This is a genomic window from Streptococcus oralis subsp. tigurinus (assembly GCF_002356415.1).
Taxonomy (GTDB): domain Bacteria; phylum Bacillota; class Bacilli; order Lactobacillales; family Streptococcaceae; genus Streptococcus; species Streptococcus oralis_F.
Map to the genome: position 1 here is coordinate 1,713,186 of NZ_AP018338.1, position 16,815 is coordinate 1,730,000.

The following is a 16,815-nucleotide window of genomic DNA, read 5'->3' on the forward strand; positions in this document are numbered from 1 at the left end:
TTTAAAAATTTACCTCCATATTTTGATACATGGGCATAAGCATTGCCGCATAAAGTAAAACGATAATCAGGGCCACAAAGATAAAAACCAGTGGCTGTACTAAGTTCATGGTGCGGTTGACTCGGGTAAAAAAGGCTTCCCAAGTTTTTTCAGCATAGATTTCCAACTCACTCCCCAGCTTGGACTTGACTTCTCCATACTCGATGATGAGACTCAACTCCTTTTTAAAGAAAGGATAGGTCGCTATGGTTTGAGAAAATTCACGGCCATTTTGCAGGGCTTGAGACAAATCTTGACCGATTTCTTTAAAGAGTTGGGAACCTTGTTCCTTCATGATTTGAAAAATCTGCGTCAGCTCCATTCCCTGTGAAATCATATTGCCCCATTCACGCGCATAATAAGCTGTCAGATAAGTCTGGACAAAGATTCCTAGAAAGGGAATCCGCGCTAACATCGAGAAGACCCGCATCTTGGAACTTCTTTTGTAAAAAGTGAGAGCTAAAAGTAGAGACAGAGAGCAAACCAACACTAGTCCCAGAAAGATTTGTGGCAGATTGCCGATGATTTGAGTGGCGATATTGCTACTGTCCAGTTGGGGGAGCAAATAATTCCTGAGCCCCAACATGATTAGCAGGAGAAATCCCAGCAAAATCAAAGGATAGGTTGCTACTTCGATTAACTTTTTCTTGACCTTGGCCAGATTGTCCAGATATTCTTCTATCTTTCCCAAACTCAGGTGAAGATTGCCATGAACTTCAGCTAGGGATAGCTGAGTCACAATGGCACTTGAAAACCCTAAACTCTCCATCATTTCTGAGAAAGATTTTCCCTGAGACAGTCCTTGGTGCATCTGTGTCACATAGTCTTTTTCTAACAAAGCACTTCTACCCAAGAAAGAAATAATTTCCACCAAATGAAAACCACTGGAGAAGAGATTGTTAAACAGGGTGATGATTTTCTTCTGCTTAGCTGTAGCTAATTTTTTCCGTTTCAGCCTGAAGACTTGTGATATGTCCATCTTTAAGAAGCTGATCAATCTGCTCATTCCAGCTAGTTGGCTGGTGTTCTTGATAGTCTTTGTTTGCAAAGTCAACGATTCCTCCTCCCCCGATTAATCTCTGGTAGCAGACGCCTTGCAGGACAACTGCTAGTTCCTCCTCCGTCACCCCCAACTCCAGAAGGCGTTCATAAACTCCTCGGATACTCTTGGCATGAATGGTTGAAAAAACTGTCGCCCCTGTCAAACTGGCTCTGACCACTGCACGCGCTGTCTCGCTGTCACGAATTTCACCGATAATCAAGAGATCAGGACGATGCCGAAGAGACAGTTTGATGAGATTTTCATAGGTCAAGCCAATCGCCTCATTTAACTGCAACTGGAGCATGTCTTCCTGCTTGATTTCGACAGGATCTTCAATGGACATGACCTGCTGCCCCTTAAAGAGAGACTTGGCTAATTCGTGCATCAGTGTTGTCTTACCACTGCCGACTGGACCTGCAAAGAGATAGAGCCCCCGTTGCCTGTACTGCTCACCCAGTTCATTCATATCCTGAAACCAGAAATGCAGCTCCTGCTCCTCATCGTGCAACAAACGAATGACCAAACTCTCATGTCCCCGATAATCTCCCACGGTAGACAAACGCAGAGAAGACACCTTCTCCCCATGCTGATAGTCGCAAGATCCCAGCTGACTACGTCTCTTCTCCCCTACATTCATACCCGCTACAAACTTAAAATGACTAATCACAGCAGCTAAAACATCAAACTCATAGGAGTCAACGAGACATCGTTCGTCTCCAACCCGCATGTGAAGCTCATAGGACTTTTCCTTGGGAATGAAATAGATATCCTGAGCCTTCTTTTCTTTCGCAGTCGCAATAATTTTCTGTGCAATTTCTTGTACCATACCGCCCTCCTTATCTAACTATTCGAAAAAAATTGAAAAAAATAAAAAGCAACTTAAAAAGTTACTTTTTATCTCCATTTCATGCGGCAAGAACGGTGCTTTTCTTGACCTGTTTGTTTTTCGTAGCCTGGACGTAGCTTTTCATCGGGGATGACTTGCTCATCCTGTAAAAGTGCCAAAGAATGGTACTGTTGCAAATATTCATCGCACTCATCACACCAGCGTTGGTCGGCAGGATCCCAAAAAATAGTCATCAAATCACTTCGACTCTTATAAAGAGGATTCTTCTTTTCCAGCTCAAACCAGCATGATTTATAATATTTTAGAGCATCATAATACTTGTCAAAAGATTGACTCATGATGACATCTTCTTCCCAACCTTCTATGAACCACCACGGTTCAAAGTCCCCATACATTTCTATAACACGATACATTCTTACTACTTCCTTTGTATCGTATATTATATCTAATTTTTTATTACAAGAAAAGGATTTTGCTTGTTTCCCCCATTAGCAATTTCTTTAATCCTATTATTTTCATCTGATAATAAAAATAGGAGTCCTTTATTGACCCCTATTTTATCATCTTAAGCTTGATAACGTTTCACACCATCTAGGTAGGTTGCTACCAATTCCAAATCTTTATCTAGTACGATAAAGTCAGCGTCATAACCTTCACGGATTTGACCACAGACATCATCGATGTGAACAGATTTTGCTGGGTTGAGGCTGGCCATCATGACGGCTTCATGCGGGTTCGCAATGCCCCATTCGACTACATTTTTCAAACCATCTTTGAGTTTAAGGATAGAACCTGCCAAATTGCCTGTAGATTTGAGGCGAGCAGTTCCATTGGCAACTACTACTGGGAATTCTCCCAACATGTAGTCTCCATCTTCCAAGCCACCAGCTGTCATACAGTCTGTGATAAGAGCGATATTTTCAGTTCCTTTTTGTTTGAGCAAAATATCACAGGCCTTTGGATCTACGTGGTGACCGTCACAAATCAATTCAGCGTAAGTATGTGGCAATTCATACATGGCTCCCACCATACCGAGCTCACGGTGAGTCAAGCCACGCATCCCATTGTAGGCATGCACCCAAACACTCGCTCCAGCATCGACTGCTTTTTTAGCTTCTTCAAAAGTCGCATTGGAGTGTCCAAGAGCAACAGTCACACCTTCGCCCGTAATCGTACGAACAAAGTCTTCTACACCTTCACGTTCTGGTGCAAGGGCAATTTTATTAAGCAAGCCATTTGCTGCTTTTTGCCAAGCACGAAACTCATCCATACGAGGATCTTTCATGTAAGCAGGGTTTTGAGCTCCTTTGTATTTCTCTGTGAAATAAGGGCCTTCAAAATAGATCCCACGAATCTTGGCTCCACTTGCTTCCTGGTAACGAGCACCGATATTTTCAGTTACCGCAAGCAACTGCTCGTAAGAGGAAGTCAACGTCGTTGGCAAGAAGCTGGTGACACCTGTACTAAGTAGTCCTTCACTCATGGTATGAAGGGTCCCTTCGATGTTATTGTCCATGACATCCACACCGCCAAATCCATGAATGTGGGTATCCACAAGTCCTGGGGCAATGCTATAACCTGTATAGTCAATCACCTCAGCTCCTTCAGGAATTTGAGCCACATGCTTTCCAAACTTGCCATCCACAAGTTCCAAGTAACCGCCACGACGAACTCCGTGTGGGTAGAAAAACTGATCCGCTTTAATATAATTAGGCATAATGATAACCTCCTTGATAGATTGATTCTAAAATTTATTATGTCAATTACATTATAAACCTTTCCTTTTCATTTGTAAATGGTATAGACCTATTTTCTAGAGATATTTTAAAAGAGCTGGATTTCTCCAACTCTTTGATCTTATTTTGATTTTACAGGCAGTTCTTGAGCAGCCTTGACAGCAGCTGCAATCGTTTCTGCGTAAAGTTTAGCACCTTCTTCAATCATGTTGCTATCATTTCCAAAGTGGACTTGGTCAGTTCCAGCCCAGATTTCAGGGTGTTCCTTAGCAATCTTATTCCAGTCAGCGATGCTCACATATGGATTCTTTTCAGCTAATTCTCTCGCATAAGCCGCATACTGCTCCACTGATGTGTAAGTGTCCTTACTCTTATCTCCCTCATAAGGTGTCACCAATATCAGATGGTGTCCTTTCGGTAGATTGTTCACAATGCTATCCAAATCATTCTTATAGCCTTCAGGATTATTGACTCCCGTTGCAATGACAACAGTTTTTAGCAGCGCCTTGTTCTGACTGTTATTGAGCATAATATCATTGGCTTGCTTGGTCGTTCGACTAATCTGGGCATTGATATTTGCTTCAGGAAGTGCCTCTTGTAAGGCTGTATTGGCACGCAAGGCTACCGAATCTCCTATTAGGCTTGTTCCATCAGAAATTCCTAGACGACTCAGTTCAGCTTGTTCAGCAAGAGTCTTTGTTTGTCCTATATTAGTCTGGGCTTGTTTGAAACCATTGACCATCAAGTCTGTCTCAAAAGCTCCAACTTGAGGAGCCACAGCTATGATAATCAAGCTAATCAAGGTAAGAATGACAGCAGCACCAGCACTAATTGGTTTAATATGAGGCAATCGACTAATCTTCCGTATTAAAGGATTGGATTTACCGGCAATCAATGGCTCAATAATATAGAAGGATAGGATAGCAAAGAAATAAGAAAAGATAATTGTCAGAATAACAGCAGGCAGATTACTCATCAACTGAGAAAAGATAATATAAAAAGGCCAGTGGAAGAGATAAACCGCGTAGCTGGTATCCGCTAAAAATGTGATTATCCGAGGTTCTTGTATCTCAGGCGTTTTCTCATGCAAGACACGCGCAGCAAAAATCATAGTCACTGCCGCTAAACTTGCTAGCAAGAAGCCAAATAAGTACGCAAACAGGTAGGTGAACTTGACAAAGAAAGTCAAGAGCATTAACACCAAGAGACCTGCAGCAAATACCAGTAGATTTTGACGAAGATTCCACATCCGGTCAAACTGCTTGACTAAATCGCTCGTCTGACGAACCCCCACAACTGTCGCCAAAATGCTTCCTAAAAAGAAGGGATAGACATGGGTTAAACTTGAAAAGTAGACAGATGAATAGGAACTCGCCATTAGACTACCAATAAACATGGAGAAAAAGCTAATGATAAAAGCTCCTGCAGAAAGGAGAAAGACCATCCCTCTCAATTGACTACTAGATTTTGAACGTTTCGATAAGAACCAAACCGCTAAGCCCCAAAGGATATAGTAGTGAACCTCAACAGCTAGACTCCAGTTGTGAACAAAGAGATGCGGAATGAACTGGGATTCATAACTCCCCCCTGTTAACATTTCGTAGAAGTTGGTCATAAAACCGAGAACTCCAGCTATCTGGCCACCAATTCCAGCAACATAGTCTTGACGAACCAAGAAAGTAAAAGGCATGGTCACCAAAACCATCAGCACTACAGGTGGCACGATGCGGTAAAACCGTCTCTTAAAAAAGCCCAACAAATCAATCTGGCGTGCCTTCCCGAATTCTTCTAAAAGGAGGGCAGTGATCAAAAATCCTGAAAAAGTGAAAAAGACATCTACCCCAAAGAAGCCTCCAGGAAAGATCGTTTGAAAGAAGTGGTACAAAAGCACCAAAAGTAAACCTGTAATCCTAATCAAGGAAAACCATTTAATACGCATACGAGTTTATTCCCCACTCAATTAGATCTTAAAAACATCTAATTTTTATTCCATAATACACCTTATTTTATCAAAAAAAGAAGAAAAATCCTACGAGAAAACGTAGGATTTTTTAGCTTCTATAAATTCCATTTTAGAAATTGCGGCCCGACTTATTGTAACCATATTTTTCTACAAAATACTCACGGAATGCCAAGAGATTGTCATCCATGATGGCTTGACGGACTTGCTTCATCAGGTTGAGCAAGAAGTAGAGATTGTGGTAGCTAGTCAAGCGGATACCGAAGGTTTCGTCAGCCTTGAGCAGGTGACGAAGGTAGGCGCGTGTGTAGTTCTTACATGTATAGCAATCACACTCAGGATCCAGTGGCGTAAAATCTTCAGCGAATTGGGCATTTTTGACAACCAAACGACCTTGGCTAGTCATACAAGTCCCATTACGAGCGATACGAGTCGGCAAGACACAGTCAAACATATCCACACCACGAATAACTCCATCGATCAAGCTATCTGGCGCTCCCACACCCATCAAATAGCGAGGTTTGTTTTCAGGCAGCAGTTGAGTTGTGAAGTCCAAGACTGCATTCATTTCTTCGTGCGTTTCTCCCACAGCCAAACCACCGATAGAGTAGCCAGGGAAGTCCATGCTAACAAGGTCGTGAGCTGACTGACGACGAAGGTCTTCAAAGCCCGCTCCCTGCACAATCCCAAACAAGCCTTGGTCGTGCGGACGACGATGAGCTTTCAAACCACGCTCAGCCCAACGGCTGGTACGTTCAATTGATTTCTTAACGTAATCATAGGGTTGGTAAAACTGAGGACATTCGTCAAAGGACATCATGATGTCTGAGCCCAGATTATTCTGGATAGAGATGGCTTTCTCCGGTGATAGGAACATCTTGGAACCATTGAGATGGTTTTTAAAGGTTACGCCTTCTTCGGTGATATTTCGGCTATCAGCTAGGGAATAAACCTGGAAACCACCACTATCCGTCAAGATTGGCTGGTCCCAGTTCATAAATTTGTGGAGACCACCTGCGCGTGCAATGAGTTCGTCCCCTGGACGAAGCCATAGATGATAAGTATTAGAGAGGATAATTCCTGATCCCATCTCCTTCAACTCCTCTGGCGACTGGGTCTTGACAGTAGCTTGGGTCCCAACTGGCATAAACATAGGTGTCGGGAAGGTACCGTGCGGAGTGATGATTTCTCCCAGACGAGCTCCCGTGTGTTTTTCTTTCTTAATCAAACGGTATTTGATTGGTGAATCTGACATTTTCTACCTCCGAAGCTGGGAAAGACAGTCCCAGTTCATACTTTGTGCCCAAAGGCATACTGTATGATTTTATCAAAAAAACCAGGAACTGTCACGAACTATGGTATAATGAGAGAATGAAATACCCAAAAATTGATTTAAAAACCATTCGTCTGCAGACGAGGCAGTTTCAGGCTGAAAATCCCCGCCTCTTTCTCGTCTATCTCTTACCTAGCATGCTGGTCATCTTGTCAGGCTTTCTCAACCCCTTGGCTCGTCTCCAGGAAAGTGTTTTAGAGCAATCCTTTTTCAGCATGCTGGCACAAGTTCTCCAAGCCTATCTCTTCCCGTTAGTGGTTTCTTTTGTGAGCACGATTTTTCTAGCAGGTGCTGCCTTTGCGACACTCCGACTCCTCAAAGATCCTGATACAGAACTCTCAGTAAAATCAAGTCTAGCCCTCTTTGCTGAAGAGCGCTTCTCGCAAACCTTCCTAACTCTGCTCGTCAAACGTTTCTACCTTTTTTTATGGAGTATTCCAAACTTAGTAGGCGTTTATTTTCTCTTTTATAGCAATCTCTTAGCTCGGAGATTTGTTGCCCTGCATCCTGAATTTCCAAAACTAGACCTCTCATCCATTGAAATCGAGCAATTCCTTATGACCTTTGGCTTCTACTTTTTCGCGAGCCTCATCTTGATGATTGTGGGCAATCTCCTCTACGTACCGCAACATTATGCCTACTCGCAGGTAGAATTCCTCCTCTGCGACACTCTGGATTTAGGACAGGCTAAACCAAGGCAAATCCTGAAAACCAGCCGTTTCTTGATGAAGGGTTACAAATTCCAGCGCTTTGTCCTCGACCTACAACTACTCCCTTGGTACTTCCTCAACTGGATCACCTTTGGAATTGCTAGCTTTTCGCTCCTTCCCTATATCCAGAACAATCACATCTTCTTTTACAGAGCCCTACTAGCCCGTAAACGTCGAAATGGATAAGAGTCTACAAAAACCAGCGTCGTTCAGAACGCTGGTTTTCTTATTTCAAAAGTAACATACTCAGCAGAGTCAAAATAGCAGGCCCACCTTGCTTCAGAAGAATCTTCTTGTCTGCTGTCAGAGAACCATAGGTCGCTGCACCAAGCACAAATAAAACAAAGATGGTCACAATTTCCAAACTTTGCGAGAAATAAATCCCGTACAAGAGAAAGACACCTATTAAAGCATTATAAATCCCCTGATTTTTAAACAATGAACTCACTGAAGGACGAGCCAGTTCTTCTTTATCCACATTAAACACGCGACTAGTAGTATCTGATTGCGTAGCCACACTTTCCAAATAAAAAATGTAAAAATGCTCCAAAGCAACGATAGTTGCTAAAACAATTGTAAAAATAGACATATTCTTCTCCTTAAATTTCTATCTCTTCTAAGCCAGATTGCAACTTTTCTAACAAGCGACTGAACTCTTCTCGCTCTCCTTTTGTAAGTACACTTTCCATCTGACTCTTTACCTTTATATGTTGTTGGGGAGAGTTGGTTACGAGTTGCTCTCTCGCAAAGTCTGTCACTTCCACCAAAACCTCCCTCTGGTTTTCGGGATTCCGACTGCGCTTGACCAAACCTTCCTTTTCCAGAATTTTAAAGTGCCGTGTCAAGGCAGCCTGATCGATTTGCAACTTCTCCTGAACGGCAATCTGGTTGCAGGGTGACTGCTGCAGTAAAAACTGCAAGATTTGATAGCGGGTCAAACTAATTCCCAATTGTTTCTCAAAAAGTTGAGTGATCATCTGATCTGTTAAATGGAGCTGGTACAGTAAGTCGTTAATTTTTTTCATTTCTACCTCCTTGCGTACACTTGATTTATCAACTATTGATTTATCAAGTATATTACAGAAAGATTAAAAACGCAACTATTTTGCTTACTCACGAAAAATAGCCTCTTGGTTTCAATCCCAAAAGGCTATTATTTCTATATTCAAGATAAAATCCAGCACTAACCTACCAAATCTGCTCGAAGGATTTCTCCCTCTTTATCAATGACAACTTCGATGGCATGGCCTGCAAAAATTTCCTCGCTATCATCATAGTAGAGGGTCAATTCCCCGTCTTCGTTGATCGATAGTTCACTCAAGGAAAGAGAGTTGGTAAAATACTCTTCTGTTAACTCCACATCATTTTCATCTGAATCTATCCAGTCTTGAGCTGTTTCCCACAGTTCTTTGACAATATAGTCTTTAATCCGAGTATCTTGAACTTGGAAAGTTCCCATAAATTTCTTTAGATCATCAAAAGAACTTGGAGGGAGACTTTCATCTGCACTCGCAGCAAAGATAGCATGAATCTTACCACCCTCGTAAGTGATAAATCCTTCAAACCAAGAATAGACTCTGTTTAAGGTGAATTCGCCAATATCGTCTTGAATGATGACCGGTTTTTGGTAGGTTTCAATCAAGGTCTCTAACCTAGAGTCTGAGGATTGGTCATCTAGGTATTCCAGCAAGTGGTAGCAGTTATTAGCTACTTCTGACATATATGGCTCTAACTCCATGAAGGGGCGTTTTTGACATTTGATATGATGAATTTTGTAGGGTTCAAAACTAAAGCCCCATCTCTTTTCTTCAAATTCCTCAGAAGTCAATACCCATTCCAAACGTCCCTCACGTTCAGAGAATTCCTGGGTTACAACATTGACACTAGCTTTAAAATGAACGGACGGCATTTTACAACCATCTTTTAAAGAAGCGGCCCCAGTTACATTTTGGAGGGTAAAAATCAAGAATTCGACAATTTCACCACAAAATTCCTCTTCAAAATCATCTCTTGTTTTCTCAAATGGAGTTTTTAATCGATTTGTCATTCACTTCATCCTTTCTCTCTATGCTTAAGAGCGTTAGTATAGTTTTGTATTCGCTTACATTTTAACATGTTTTAGATTTTATTTCACTTATCAATACTATTTTACACAAAAAGAAGCTACACTTTTAAATGTATAGCTTCTTATTATTCTTAATTCATTGATACATGGACATGGTCATAGTGATTTTCGGTCACACTACCACGGTCTGGCATTGGATTCCACGTGTAGGCAGGTCCATATTTACTATCGTATGGAGCGTAGAAACGTTGTTTCCAGATGATGTAGTTGATACCACGGCTAGCCATATTTTGAACCGCGTATTCCGCGATTTGATCACCAAGTGCTGAACTCACTGGGACCATAAAGTCGATGGCCAATCCTTTACCATGGTCTCCACTGTCACCAGGACGGTAGCCGCTAAAGGATGTAATTCCAAACAAATTGGCAATTTCTTCTTTGAAGGCTGCAGTTTGTGGTTGAAGACCAGCATTCTCAGACTTAGCTACAGCAAGTCCTACATAGTCAGGAGCCGCTGGAGCTGAATAAGTTCTTGAAGGAGTTTGGCTTTGCTCTGCTTGATAAGTCGAAGTTGCAGTGTCAGAAGTTGCTGTTGATGCTGCTGTTTCTTCTGCTACACTTGTTCCTGTTGTATCAGCAGGTGTTTCAGTTGCTAGAGCAGCTGCTACTGGTGCTTCTGCTGGAGTTGTTGCAGCCGTTTCTTCGGCAGCTGGAGTCGCCACTTGTGGAGCTTCTTCAACTGGACTAGTTGTTTCTGCTACCGGTGCTTCCGCTGGAGTCGTTTCAGCTGTTTCTTCTGCTACAGGTGTTTCTGTGGATGGTGTCTCCTCAGCAACTGTCGCTGTCTCAGAAACTTCTGAACTTGGCGCTACTTCTGCTGGTTTTTCAGTCTCTGTTGCAGTTGGAGCTTCCTCAATTGGTTGAGAAAGGTCTTCTACTTGAACTGTTTGTTCATCGACTGTCACTTGATTGGTTGTCAAATCAGCTGTCGCAGTCGTCACTTCTTCACTAGCATCTGCTTGAGGAGTTTGGATTTCAACTTCCGTTACCTCTTCTGCCTCATTGACAGTTGTAGTGAGGACAGTATCTGGGAAAATCAAGTCCATATTGGTGATTTTGTTCAAATTTGCAAGAACTGTGACATCTACACCCAAGGCTTCTGCAATGGTGCTCAAGGTATCACCATACTGTACTGTATAGCTTGTTTTGTTGTCCGTTTTAGTCAAATCGTTTTGGATTTGCTCAACACTACGTGCAGTCCAAAGGACTTCTTCTGCTTGAGTTGCCAATACTGGGACAAATGACAAGGCTACTGTTGAGGCTAAAATCATTCTTTTCTTCATTCGTTCATATTCCTTTCAAATGAGTACCTGTCTATCATAACACAAAAAAAGCTGAAAAAAAGCCCTCTCGGGCCTATTTAATAGAACTGTCTATTCCTTGTAACAAACTCGATTACTTGAAATAGTTTGTTAGGTCTCTGTCACACAACTGACACAATCTTCTCGTTACTTACTCTCAAAAATATGAGGAATATCTGCTAGTGCTCGAATCATGTGATTGCCTTCAAAAGAAGACTCTAAAAAGTTGATGCTTTGAATACCGCTATTCTTGGCAAATTCCACATCTAAAGTCCGGTCCCCTATATAATAGGTCTTCTCAGGATCCAGCTGATACTTGTCTAACAAATAGGTAGCCGCTTCTGGACTAGGCTTGCGCTCAAAGCCACTCTGACTGGTTAAAATCTCTGTAAAATAGGATTCCAATCCCAGATTCTTTAGAATAGTAAAGGCATTGTCTCCTTTATGAGTGTAAACAAAGTTCCGAATCCCTACTTGGTCTGCCCAATTCAACACCTCACGCGCACCTGGCATCAAAACTATCTGGGCATTCTTCTCAGCCAAACTCTGGGCACGCACCTGATTGAGCACTTCCACATCCAGTTTTCGCTCTTCTGCCACCTGCTCCAGTAAATCTTGCACCGAAAACTTGAGGATAAACTCTCTCACTTTCTCCTTGTCATAAGGAATAGAAAACTGACCAAAGGTTTCCTCAATCCCTGACAAAATCGCTTCGTAAGAGTCCAATAAGGTTCCATCTAAATCCCAAATAAAAGCTGTTTTTTTCATTTCCTATCCTTTCAAGCTCATATAACTTTGGTAACGGTAGCGTAGAAATAACCATCGAAAACCATTGTCCAATAACGTTCCAGCCCAAATACCAGGTAAACCCCAACCAAGCACAATTCCCATCAGATAGGCTGTCCCTATACGGATACACCACATCCCAATACTTGTCGCATAAAAGGGGAGGCGAGCATTTCCCAATCCCTGCCAAACTGCCGTATATATAACTGTCCCTGTCGCCATGGGGGTTCCTAGTAGAGAGAACAGTGCCACCAAAACGCTCGCTTCAACCGCTACAGGATCGGTCGTATAGAGATGAGTCAATGGTGTCCCCAAGGCATAGATACTGAGAGTTAAGGGCAACATGAGAAGCAGGGAAAGCCAAAAGGTTTGCCTGCTCAAATCATCTACTCTTTCCCAGTTATCCTCTCCAACTGCTCGAGCTACCTGCATGACCGTCGCCGTAGCGACGCCAAAGGCAGGCATATAGTTAAACTGGGTCAAGACTTCTCCGACTGCATTCCCCGCTACTGCCTCCGTCCCAAAAGAAACAACCAAGGCAATGATCACTACATCTCCAGCTCGCATCATGAGACGTTCCCCTGCCGCTGGCAATGCCAAGGTCAGTAAGTCTTTATCCAGTCCAAAAGTCGGTTTCTCAAAAGGCAGCTTTAATTGCGACCACAAAATCACAAGACCGACTAAGCGAGACAAGATAGTCCCCCAAGCAACACCCGCTATGCCCATATCAAGGACAAAAATGGCTAGACTTGAAAAAAGAATATTCAAGGCATTGGATAACAGACCAACATAGAAGGGTAGACGCGGATTATGAGTTGCACGAATCAAGGCACCTATACTCGTCATCAAACCCAAGAGAACAATCGATCCACCTACCAAAGATAGGTAGAGCCCACCACTCTCGGCCACAGCCTGCTCAGTTCCCAAGAGCCCTATCATCTCTTGCCCGGCAAAGAGCGATAAAGTGCCTAACAGTGCACTCAGCAATAGGGTTATCTTGAGAGCCTCTGTCACGTGATAAGCCAACTTGGACTGATCTTTCTGCCCCAAACTTTTTGAAATAACACTGGAAATAGCAGCCCCCAGAGCGATAAAAATGGCCTGGTAAATCGTGATAATATTGCCAGCCACTGAAACACCCGAAATAGCGATTAAGCCCAAGTGAGCGACCAAGTAACTGTCCACCATTCCCATGAGCATCTGCAAAAAGTTTTCACCCATAGCTGGCAATGCAATATTAAGAATGTCTCTATTTTTCTTAAACAATCCTTCCTCCTGATGAAAAGAAACTCAGTTGGTTTCCCAACCGAGTTTACTCCCTCTGTCTTAAAGTCCTAGATAAGCCTCAACCGCTGCTTGCATGTCAGCAGCTGCCACTGTTGTTTTATGACGAACTGGAGCTGTTTCAAGGCCATCAACCGCTGGTGGCACTGCCACTCCTGAAATGTCATGTAATTGAGCCAAAGCTTCAGAGTCAGTCAAGCCAACCTTCTCAGTTACCGCTTCTACTGCAACCACTGGGAACTTGTATGGACTAGCTGTTGAAGCAATCACTGTCTTAGTCGCATCGCCAGTAGCCACTTGGTATTTTCTATAAACAGCTGAGGCAACCGCCGTATGTGGATCCTCGATGTAGGCATCTGTTTGATAAACACGCTTGATTTCTGCCGCAGTTTCTTTCTCCGTCGCATATTCAGCTGCAAAGAGTTCCAGGATTGCTGCATCAAAATCAGTCAACTCATATTGTCCTTGCGTGTTCAAGGCATTCATAAGTTCAGCTGTCTTAACCGCATCATTCCCCAAAAGATGGAAAATTAAACGCTCTAAGTTTGAAGATACTAAGATATCCATAGATGGGCTAGTCGTTACCTTAAACTCACGTTTCTTATCGTAAACACGTGTTTTAAAGAAGTCAGTTAAAACATTATTGTCATTTGAAGCACAGACTAATTTGCCAACTGGCAGACCAATTTGTTTAGCATAAAAGGCAGCCAAGATATTTCCAAAGTTTCCTGTTGGTACTGTGAAGTTGACTTTTTCACCAGTCACAATCTCACCAGACTTGACCAACTGAGCGTAGGCATAAACATAATAAACAATCTGTGGTACCAAACGACCAATGTTCATAGAGTTAGCTGATGAAAATTGCAACTTGTTCGCTGCCAATTTTTCACGAAGAGCTTCATCGTTGAACATGTGCTTCACATTTGTTTGCGCATCATCAAAGTTTCCATCAATAGCGATAACATGAGTATTGTCGCCAGTCTGAGTAGTCATTTGCAACTCTTGCACCTTGCTGACACCATCCTTTGGATAAAAGACGATAATCTCAGTTCCAGGCACATCGGCAAACCCTGCCATCGCAGCTTTCCCAGTATCACCAGATGTCGCTGTCAAAATGACAATCTTGTTCTCCAAACCATGCTTTTTAGCGGCTGTCGTCATAAAGTACGGCAAGATAGACAAGGCCATATCTTTAAAGGCAATCGTTGAACCATGGAACAATTCCAAGTTGTATTGCCCATCCAATTTCACCAATGGCGCAATAGCTGGAGTATCAAACTTGCTATCGTAGGCATTGTTGATACAGTAGTCCAACTCCTCAGCCGTAAAGTCATCTAAAAAGGCTGATAAAACTAATTTAGCCACTTCTTGGTAAGAAGCATCTTTTAATGTGTCAAAGTCCAAATCCACCTTTGGATAAGTAAGTGGTGTAAGCAGACCACCATCCGTCGCCAAACCTTGTAAAATAGCTTGGCTAGCAGTTACTATATTGTTGGCATCACGCGTTGATTGATAAACTAATGTCATTACTCTCTATCCTTTATCTATAGTCTCTTCCATTATATCATGATTTTTCAGAAAATTCTCGCTTTATTAGAAAAATTATAGGCTCAATTCTTCTTTCAAAGGCTGTAAATAGGTCATTTCTTGCTTGCCTCTTTTCTCCAGTCCTTCCTCAGCTAGAAGGAGTAAGCCTTTTGAAAACTCGACAATTGCAGTTTCTTCCTCCTCTGTGAGCCTTTTCTTAGAAAATTGTCGCCTCAATGCCTTGTATTCACGACCAGCTGTGGTAAAAAAAGGAGCAGTTCGCAAGTAAGCCTCAAGCTTGTCTAAATGAACCAACAAGCCCAAGTGAAAAGCTGCTGAAGTAAAAGTCCTATCAAGTGGCTGTGTACACACACTACGAAACTCAATAGTACCTCGAGTTGTCAAATCTTGGTACTGGTAACTACGGTGAGTTTGGAAATCCTTCTCCTGAGGATAAAGAAGAATCTCTTTTCCATCAAGGGCGAAGGCATGAATTTCTGGAGACCCTAAGTAATCTTTTGCACGAATTGGATAAAAATAATAGGTTTCGCCATCACGTTCCGCGGTAAAAATCGCAGAATGATTTAGGTAATCCAAAAAATCATTCTCATCTTTGAAAAGTCTGGGATTGACGCCAACATTTTCAGGATAAATCCCGTGCATGGACTCTTCCCAAAAAATATCCCTTGAAATCTTAGTATCCCAATCTGCCCCTGAAAACTCAGAATTTGCAAACAAATAAGCTTTAGCTGCTTCAATTTGAGTAAAAGCATTGATAACACGCAGGTAGTTGGACCTTGAAACGTCCAGTTGAACCTGACTACCGCAGATAAAGGCTCCATACTCAGGAAAATCGTGTAAACCTCTACTAGTCTTACTTCTACTTAAGTTCAAATAATCCATCAACATCTGATAGCGGGGAAAAGCCACTGGACAATTCTCATTTTTATCCCAGTTAGGATGAAGGCCACAGCCAACAATAGCATGATTAGCTTCACCTAACTTATTCTGAATCGTAGCCATATAGAAGTTAAAGCGTTCTTCTACCTCTTGGATCGATTCGGCCTTTCCAAATGCAAACTCAATTGTCGTATAAGCAACCTCAAACAAGATCGTATCTTGGCTGACTAGATCAAGTAACTGAATTGGATTCCCAAAATCATCCACTTTTTCGATAGTAAAGCCCAGTACTGATGGTAAATACCGAAAGAGATCCTTAACAACTTCACTATCTGTAGCTTTACCCTCTAAATTTACAATAGGATATTCTAACTCAATTCCCACAAATAAATCAGGCTTCTCTTTTATATTTTCTAAGTAGCGCTTCTTAAGCAAGTCAACCGAACGAGACATCAAATACCAACACTTTCATAATCAAAATAAATTGTGAATAAATAATATTATACCAAAAATCTAAGCAAAAAAGATTAGAATGGCACTCAAAAATAAGGCTCTATAATATTTGTAGTGGGTAAATCCCCTATAGATATTATGGAGCCTATTTTTGTGTGATAAATTGTAAAATATAGTGCAACAAAAAACTCATAGCGTTTCATTGGTGTAAACTGTAAGTAACCACACAAACTATCATCCGAAATTACTTTCTTCGCTACGATAGAAACGTTCGCTGTCAGGTGAAAATCATTACGATGGATATGTTTAGTCCTTACTATGACTTAGCTAAACAGCTTCGCTTTCGAATTTCTAGGCTCAGGCACATTGAGGAGAATCTAAAGCAGGTTCATCCTCTTTTTCAGACTGTCTTTAAAACCTACCTCAAGGACAAAGAGAAAATCGTCAACGCTCTTCAGTTACCCTATTCTAATGCAAAATTAGAAGCGACTAATAATCTCATCAAACTTATCAAGCGAAATGCCATTAGTTTTAGAACTTTGAAAAGTTCAAAAACGGATTTTCATCGCTCTCAACATCAAAAAAGAAAGGACGAAATTCGTCCTTTCTCGACTTAGCTGACTTCAACCCACTACAGTTGACAAAGAGCCGTAATTTTTAGTAACTCAAGCAAATACAGATAATCAGATAAAAGAAAAGACAAGGCCTAGAAACCTTGTCTTTAATACTATACCGGCGGCCGGGGTCGAACCGGCACGTCCTTGCGGACACT

The 16,815-nt window shown here is 42.0% G+C and carries 15 protein-coding genes, 1 tRNA gene and 1 pseudogene (1 of these 17 cut by a window edge); 2 read left to right on the forward strand and 15 right to left on the reverse strand.

The features are described from left to right. Position 1 precedes the first annotated feature (1 nt). From comGB to tgt, 6 genes are all read right to left on the reverse strand, one after another. Positions 2-1,018, reverse strand: a complete 1,017-nt coding sequence (gene comGB / locus STO1_RS08770) for a competence type IV pilus assembly protein ComGB (protein ID WP_162138308.1) — start codon at positions 1,016-1,018, stop codon at positions 2-4. Continuing rightward, positions 966-1,907, reverse strand: a complete 942-nt coding sequence (gene comGA / locus STO1_RS08775; RefSeq protein ID WP_061428665.1) for a competence type IV pilus ATPase ComGA — start codon at positions 1,905-1,907, stop codon at positions 966-968. The genes comGB and comGA overlap by 53 nt, the downstream gene beginning before the upstream one ends. A 68-nt stretch (positions 1,908-1,975) precedes the next feature. Next, positions 1,976-2,341: a DUF1033 family protein gene (locus STO1_RS08780; protein ID WP_000286399.1), complete on the reverse strand. Its 366-nt coding sequence runs from the start codon at positions 2,339-2,341 to the stop codon at positions 1,976-1,978. A gap of 152 nt (positions 2,342-2,493) precedes the next feature. After that, complete coding sequence (gene nagA, locus STO1_RS08785; RefSeq protein ID WP_096422851.1) at positions 2,494-3,645, reverse strand: N-acetylglucosamine-6-phosphate deacetylase; 1,152 nt, start codon at positions 3,643-3,645, stop codon at positions 2,494-2,496. 140 nt (positions 3,646-3,785) lie between these two features. After that, positions 3,786-5,603: an acyltransferase family protein gene (locus tag STO1_RS08790; RefSeq protein WP_096422853.1), complete on the reverse strand. Its 1,818-nt coding sequence runs from the start codon at positions 5,601-5,603 to the stop codon at positions 3,786-3,788. Positions 5,604-5,736: 133 nt separating this feature from the next. Continuing rightward, complete coding sequence (gene tgt / locus STO1_RS08795) at positions 5,737-6,879, reverse strand: tRNA guanosine(34) transglycosylase Tgt (RefSeq protein WP_061588011.1); 1,143 nt, start codon at positions 6,877-6,879, stop codon at positions 5,737-5,739. Between the two features lie 116 nt (positions 6,880-6,995). Between tgt and STO1_RS08800 the strand changes: the two genes are divergently transcribed. Further along, complete coding sequence (locus STO1_RS08800; RefSeq protein ID WP_096422855.1) at positions 6,996-7,853, forward strand: DUF975 family protein; 858 nt, start codon at positions 6,996-6,998, stop codon at positions 7,851-7,853. Between the two features lie 40 nt (positions 7,854-7,893). Here STO1_RS08800 and STO1_RS08805 read toward each other — a convergent pair whose 3' ends face one another. From STO1_RS08805 to STO1_RS08840, 8 genes are all read right to left on the reverse strand, one after another. Further along, complete coding sequence (locus STO1_RS08805; RefSeq protein ID WP_096422857.1) at positions 7,894-8,256, reverse strand: DUF1304 domain-containing protein; 363 nt, start codon at positions 8,254-8,256, stop codon at positions 7,894-7,896. A gap of 10 nt (positions 8,257-8,266) precedes the next feature. Further along, a complete protein-coding gene (locus tag STO1_RS08810; RefSeq protein ID WP_007522862.1) occupies positions 8,267-8,692 on the reverse strand; it encodes a MarR family winged helix-turn-helix transcriptional regulator in 426 nt (141 codons plus the stop codon). Positions 8,693-8,850: 158 nt separating this feature from the next. After that, positions 8,851-9,714 carry a DUF2262 domain-containing protein gene (locus STO1_RS08815; protein WP_096422859.1) on the reverse strand — a complete coding sequence of 288 codons (864 nt, stop codon included), beginning with the start codon at positions 9,712-9,714 and terminating at the stop codon, positions 8,851-8,853. Between the two features lie 149 nt (positions 9,715-9,863). Next, positions 9,864-11,075 carry a LysM peptidoglycan-binding domain-containing protein gene (locus STO1_RS08820; protein ID WP_000746970.1) on the reverse strand — a complete coding sequence of 404 codons (1,212 nt, stop codon included), beginning with the start codon at positions 11,073-11,075 and terminating at the stop codon, positions 9,864-9,866. A 165-nt stretch (positions 11,076-11,240) separates the two neighbouring features. Continuing rightward, on the reverse strand, positions 11,241-11,861 hold the full coding sequence (locus STO1_RS08825; protein ID WP_033583906.1) for an HAD family hydrolase: 621 nt from the start codon (positions 11,859-11,861) through the stop codon (positions 11,241-11,243). A gap of 3 nt (positions 11,862-11,864) precedes the next feature. Further along, on the reverse strand, positions 11,865-13,145 hold the full coding sequence (locus STO1_RS08830; RefSeq protein WP_061588006.1) for an MATE family efflux transporter: 1,281 nt from the start codon (positions 13,143-13,145) through the stop codon (positions 11,865-11,867). A 60-nt stretch (positions 13,146-13,205) separates the two neighbouring features. Further along, positions 13,206-14,690, reverse strand: a complete 1,485-nt coding sequence (gene thrC, locus STO1_RS08835; protein ID WP_096422861.1) for a threonine synthase — start codon at positions 14,688-14,690, stop codon at positions 13,206-13,208. 75 nt (positions 14,691-14,765) lie between these two features. Continuing rightward, positions 14,766-16,043, reverse strand: a complete 1,278-nt coding sequence (locus STO1_RS08840) for a glutamate-cysteine ligase family protein (RefSeq protein WP_033583902.1) — start codon at positions 16,041-16,043, stop codon at positions 14,766-14,768. Positions 16,044-16,267: 224 nt separating this feature from the next. Here STO1_RS08840 and STO1_RS08845 point away from each other — a divergent pair. Beyond that, positions 16,268-16,664, forward strand: a pseudogene (locus STO1_RS08845) (transposase); the annotation flags it as partial. A gap of 109 nt (positions 16,665-16,773) precedes the next feature. Here the strand turns inward: STO1_RS08845 and STO1_RS08850 are convergent. Continuing rightward, a tRNA-Leu gene (locus STO1_RS08850) sits at positions 16,774-16,815 on the reverse strand; it runs 42 nt beyond the window's last position.

Coding starts and splice junctions, on each gene's coding strand:
- comGB (WP_162138308.1), bottom strand. CDS start 1,018: ATGGACATATCACAAGTCTTCAGGCTGAAACGGAAAAAATTAGCTACA.
- comGA (WP_061428665.1), bottom strand. CDS start 1,907: ATGGTACAAGAAATTGCACAGAAAATTATTGCGACTGCGAAAGAAAAG.
- STO1_RS08780 (WP_000286399.1), bottom strand. CDS start 2,341: ATGTATCGTGTTATAGAAATGTATGGGGACTTTGAACCGTGGTGGTTC.
- nagA (WP_096422851.1), bottom strand. CDS start 3,645: ATGCCTAATTATATTAAAGCGGATCAGTTTTTCTACCCACACGGAGTT.
- STO1_RS08790 (WP_096422853.1), bottom strand. CDS start 5,603: ATGCGTATTAAATGGTTTTCCTTGATTAGGATTACAGGTTTACTTTTG.
- tgt (WP_061588011.1), bottom strand. CDS start 6,879: ATGTCAGATTCACCAATCAAATACCGTTTGATTAAGAAAGAAAAACAC.
- STO1_RS08800 (WP_096422855.1), top strand. CDS start 6,996: ATGAAATACCCAAAAATTGATTTAAAAACCATTCGTCTGCAGACGAGG.
- STO1_RS08805 (WP_096422857.1), bottom strand. CDS start 8,256: ATGTCTATTTTTACAATTGTTTTAGCAACTATCGTTGCTTTGGAGCAT.
- STO1_RS08810 (WP_007522862.1), bottom strand. CDS start 8,692: ATGAAAAAAATTAACGACTTACTGTACCAGCTCCATTTAACAGATCAG.
- STO1_RS08815 (WP_096422859.1), bottom strand. CDS start 9,714: ATGACAAATCGATTAAAAACTCCATTTGAGAAAACAAGAGATGATTTT.
- STO1_RS08820 (WP_000746970.1), bottom strand. CDS start 11,075: ATGAAGAAAAGAATGATTTTAGCCTCAACAGTAGCCTTGTCATTTGTC.
- STO1_RS08825 (WP_033583906.1), bottom strand. CDS start 11,861: ATGAAAAAAACAGCTTTTATTTGGGATTTAGATGGAACCTTATTGGAC.
- thrC (WP_096422861.1), bottom strand. CDS start 14,690: ATGACATTAGTTTATCAATCAACGCGTGATGCCAACAATATAGTAACT.
- STO1_RS08840 (WP_033583902.1), bottom strand. CDS start 16,043: ATGTCTCGTTCGGTTGACTTGCTTAAGAAGCGCTACTTAGAAAATATA.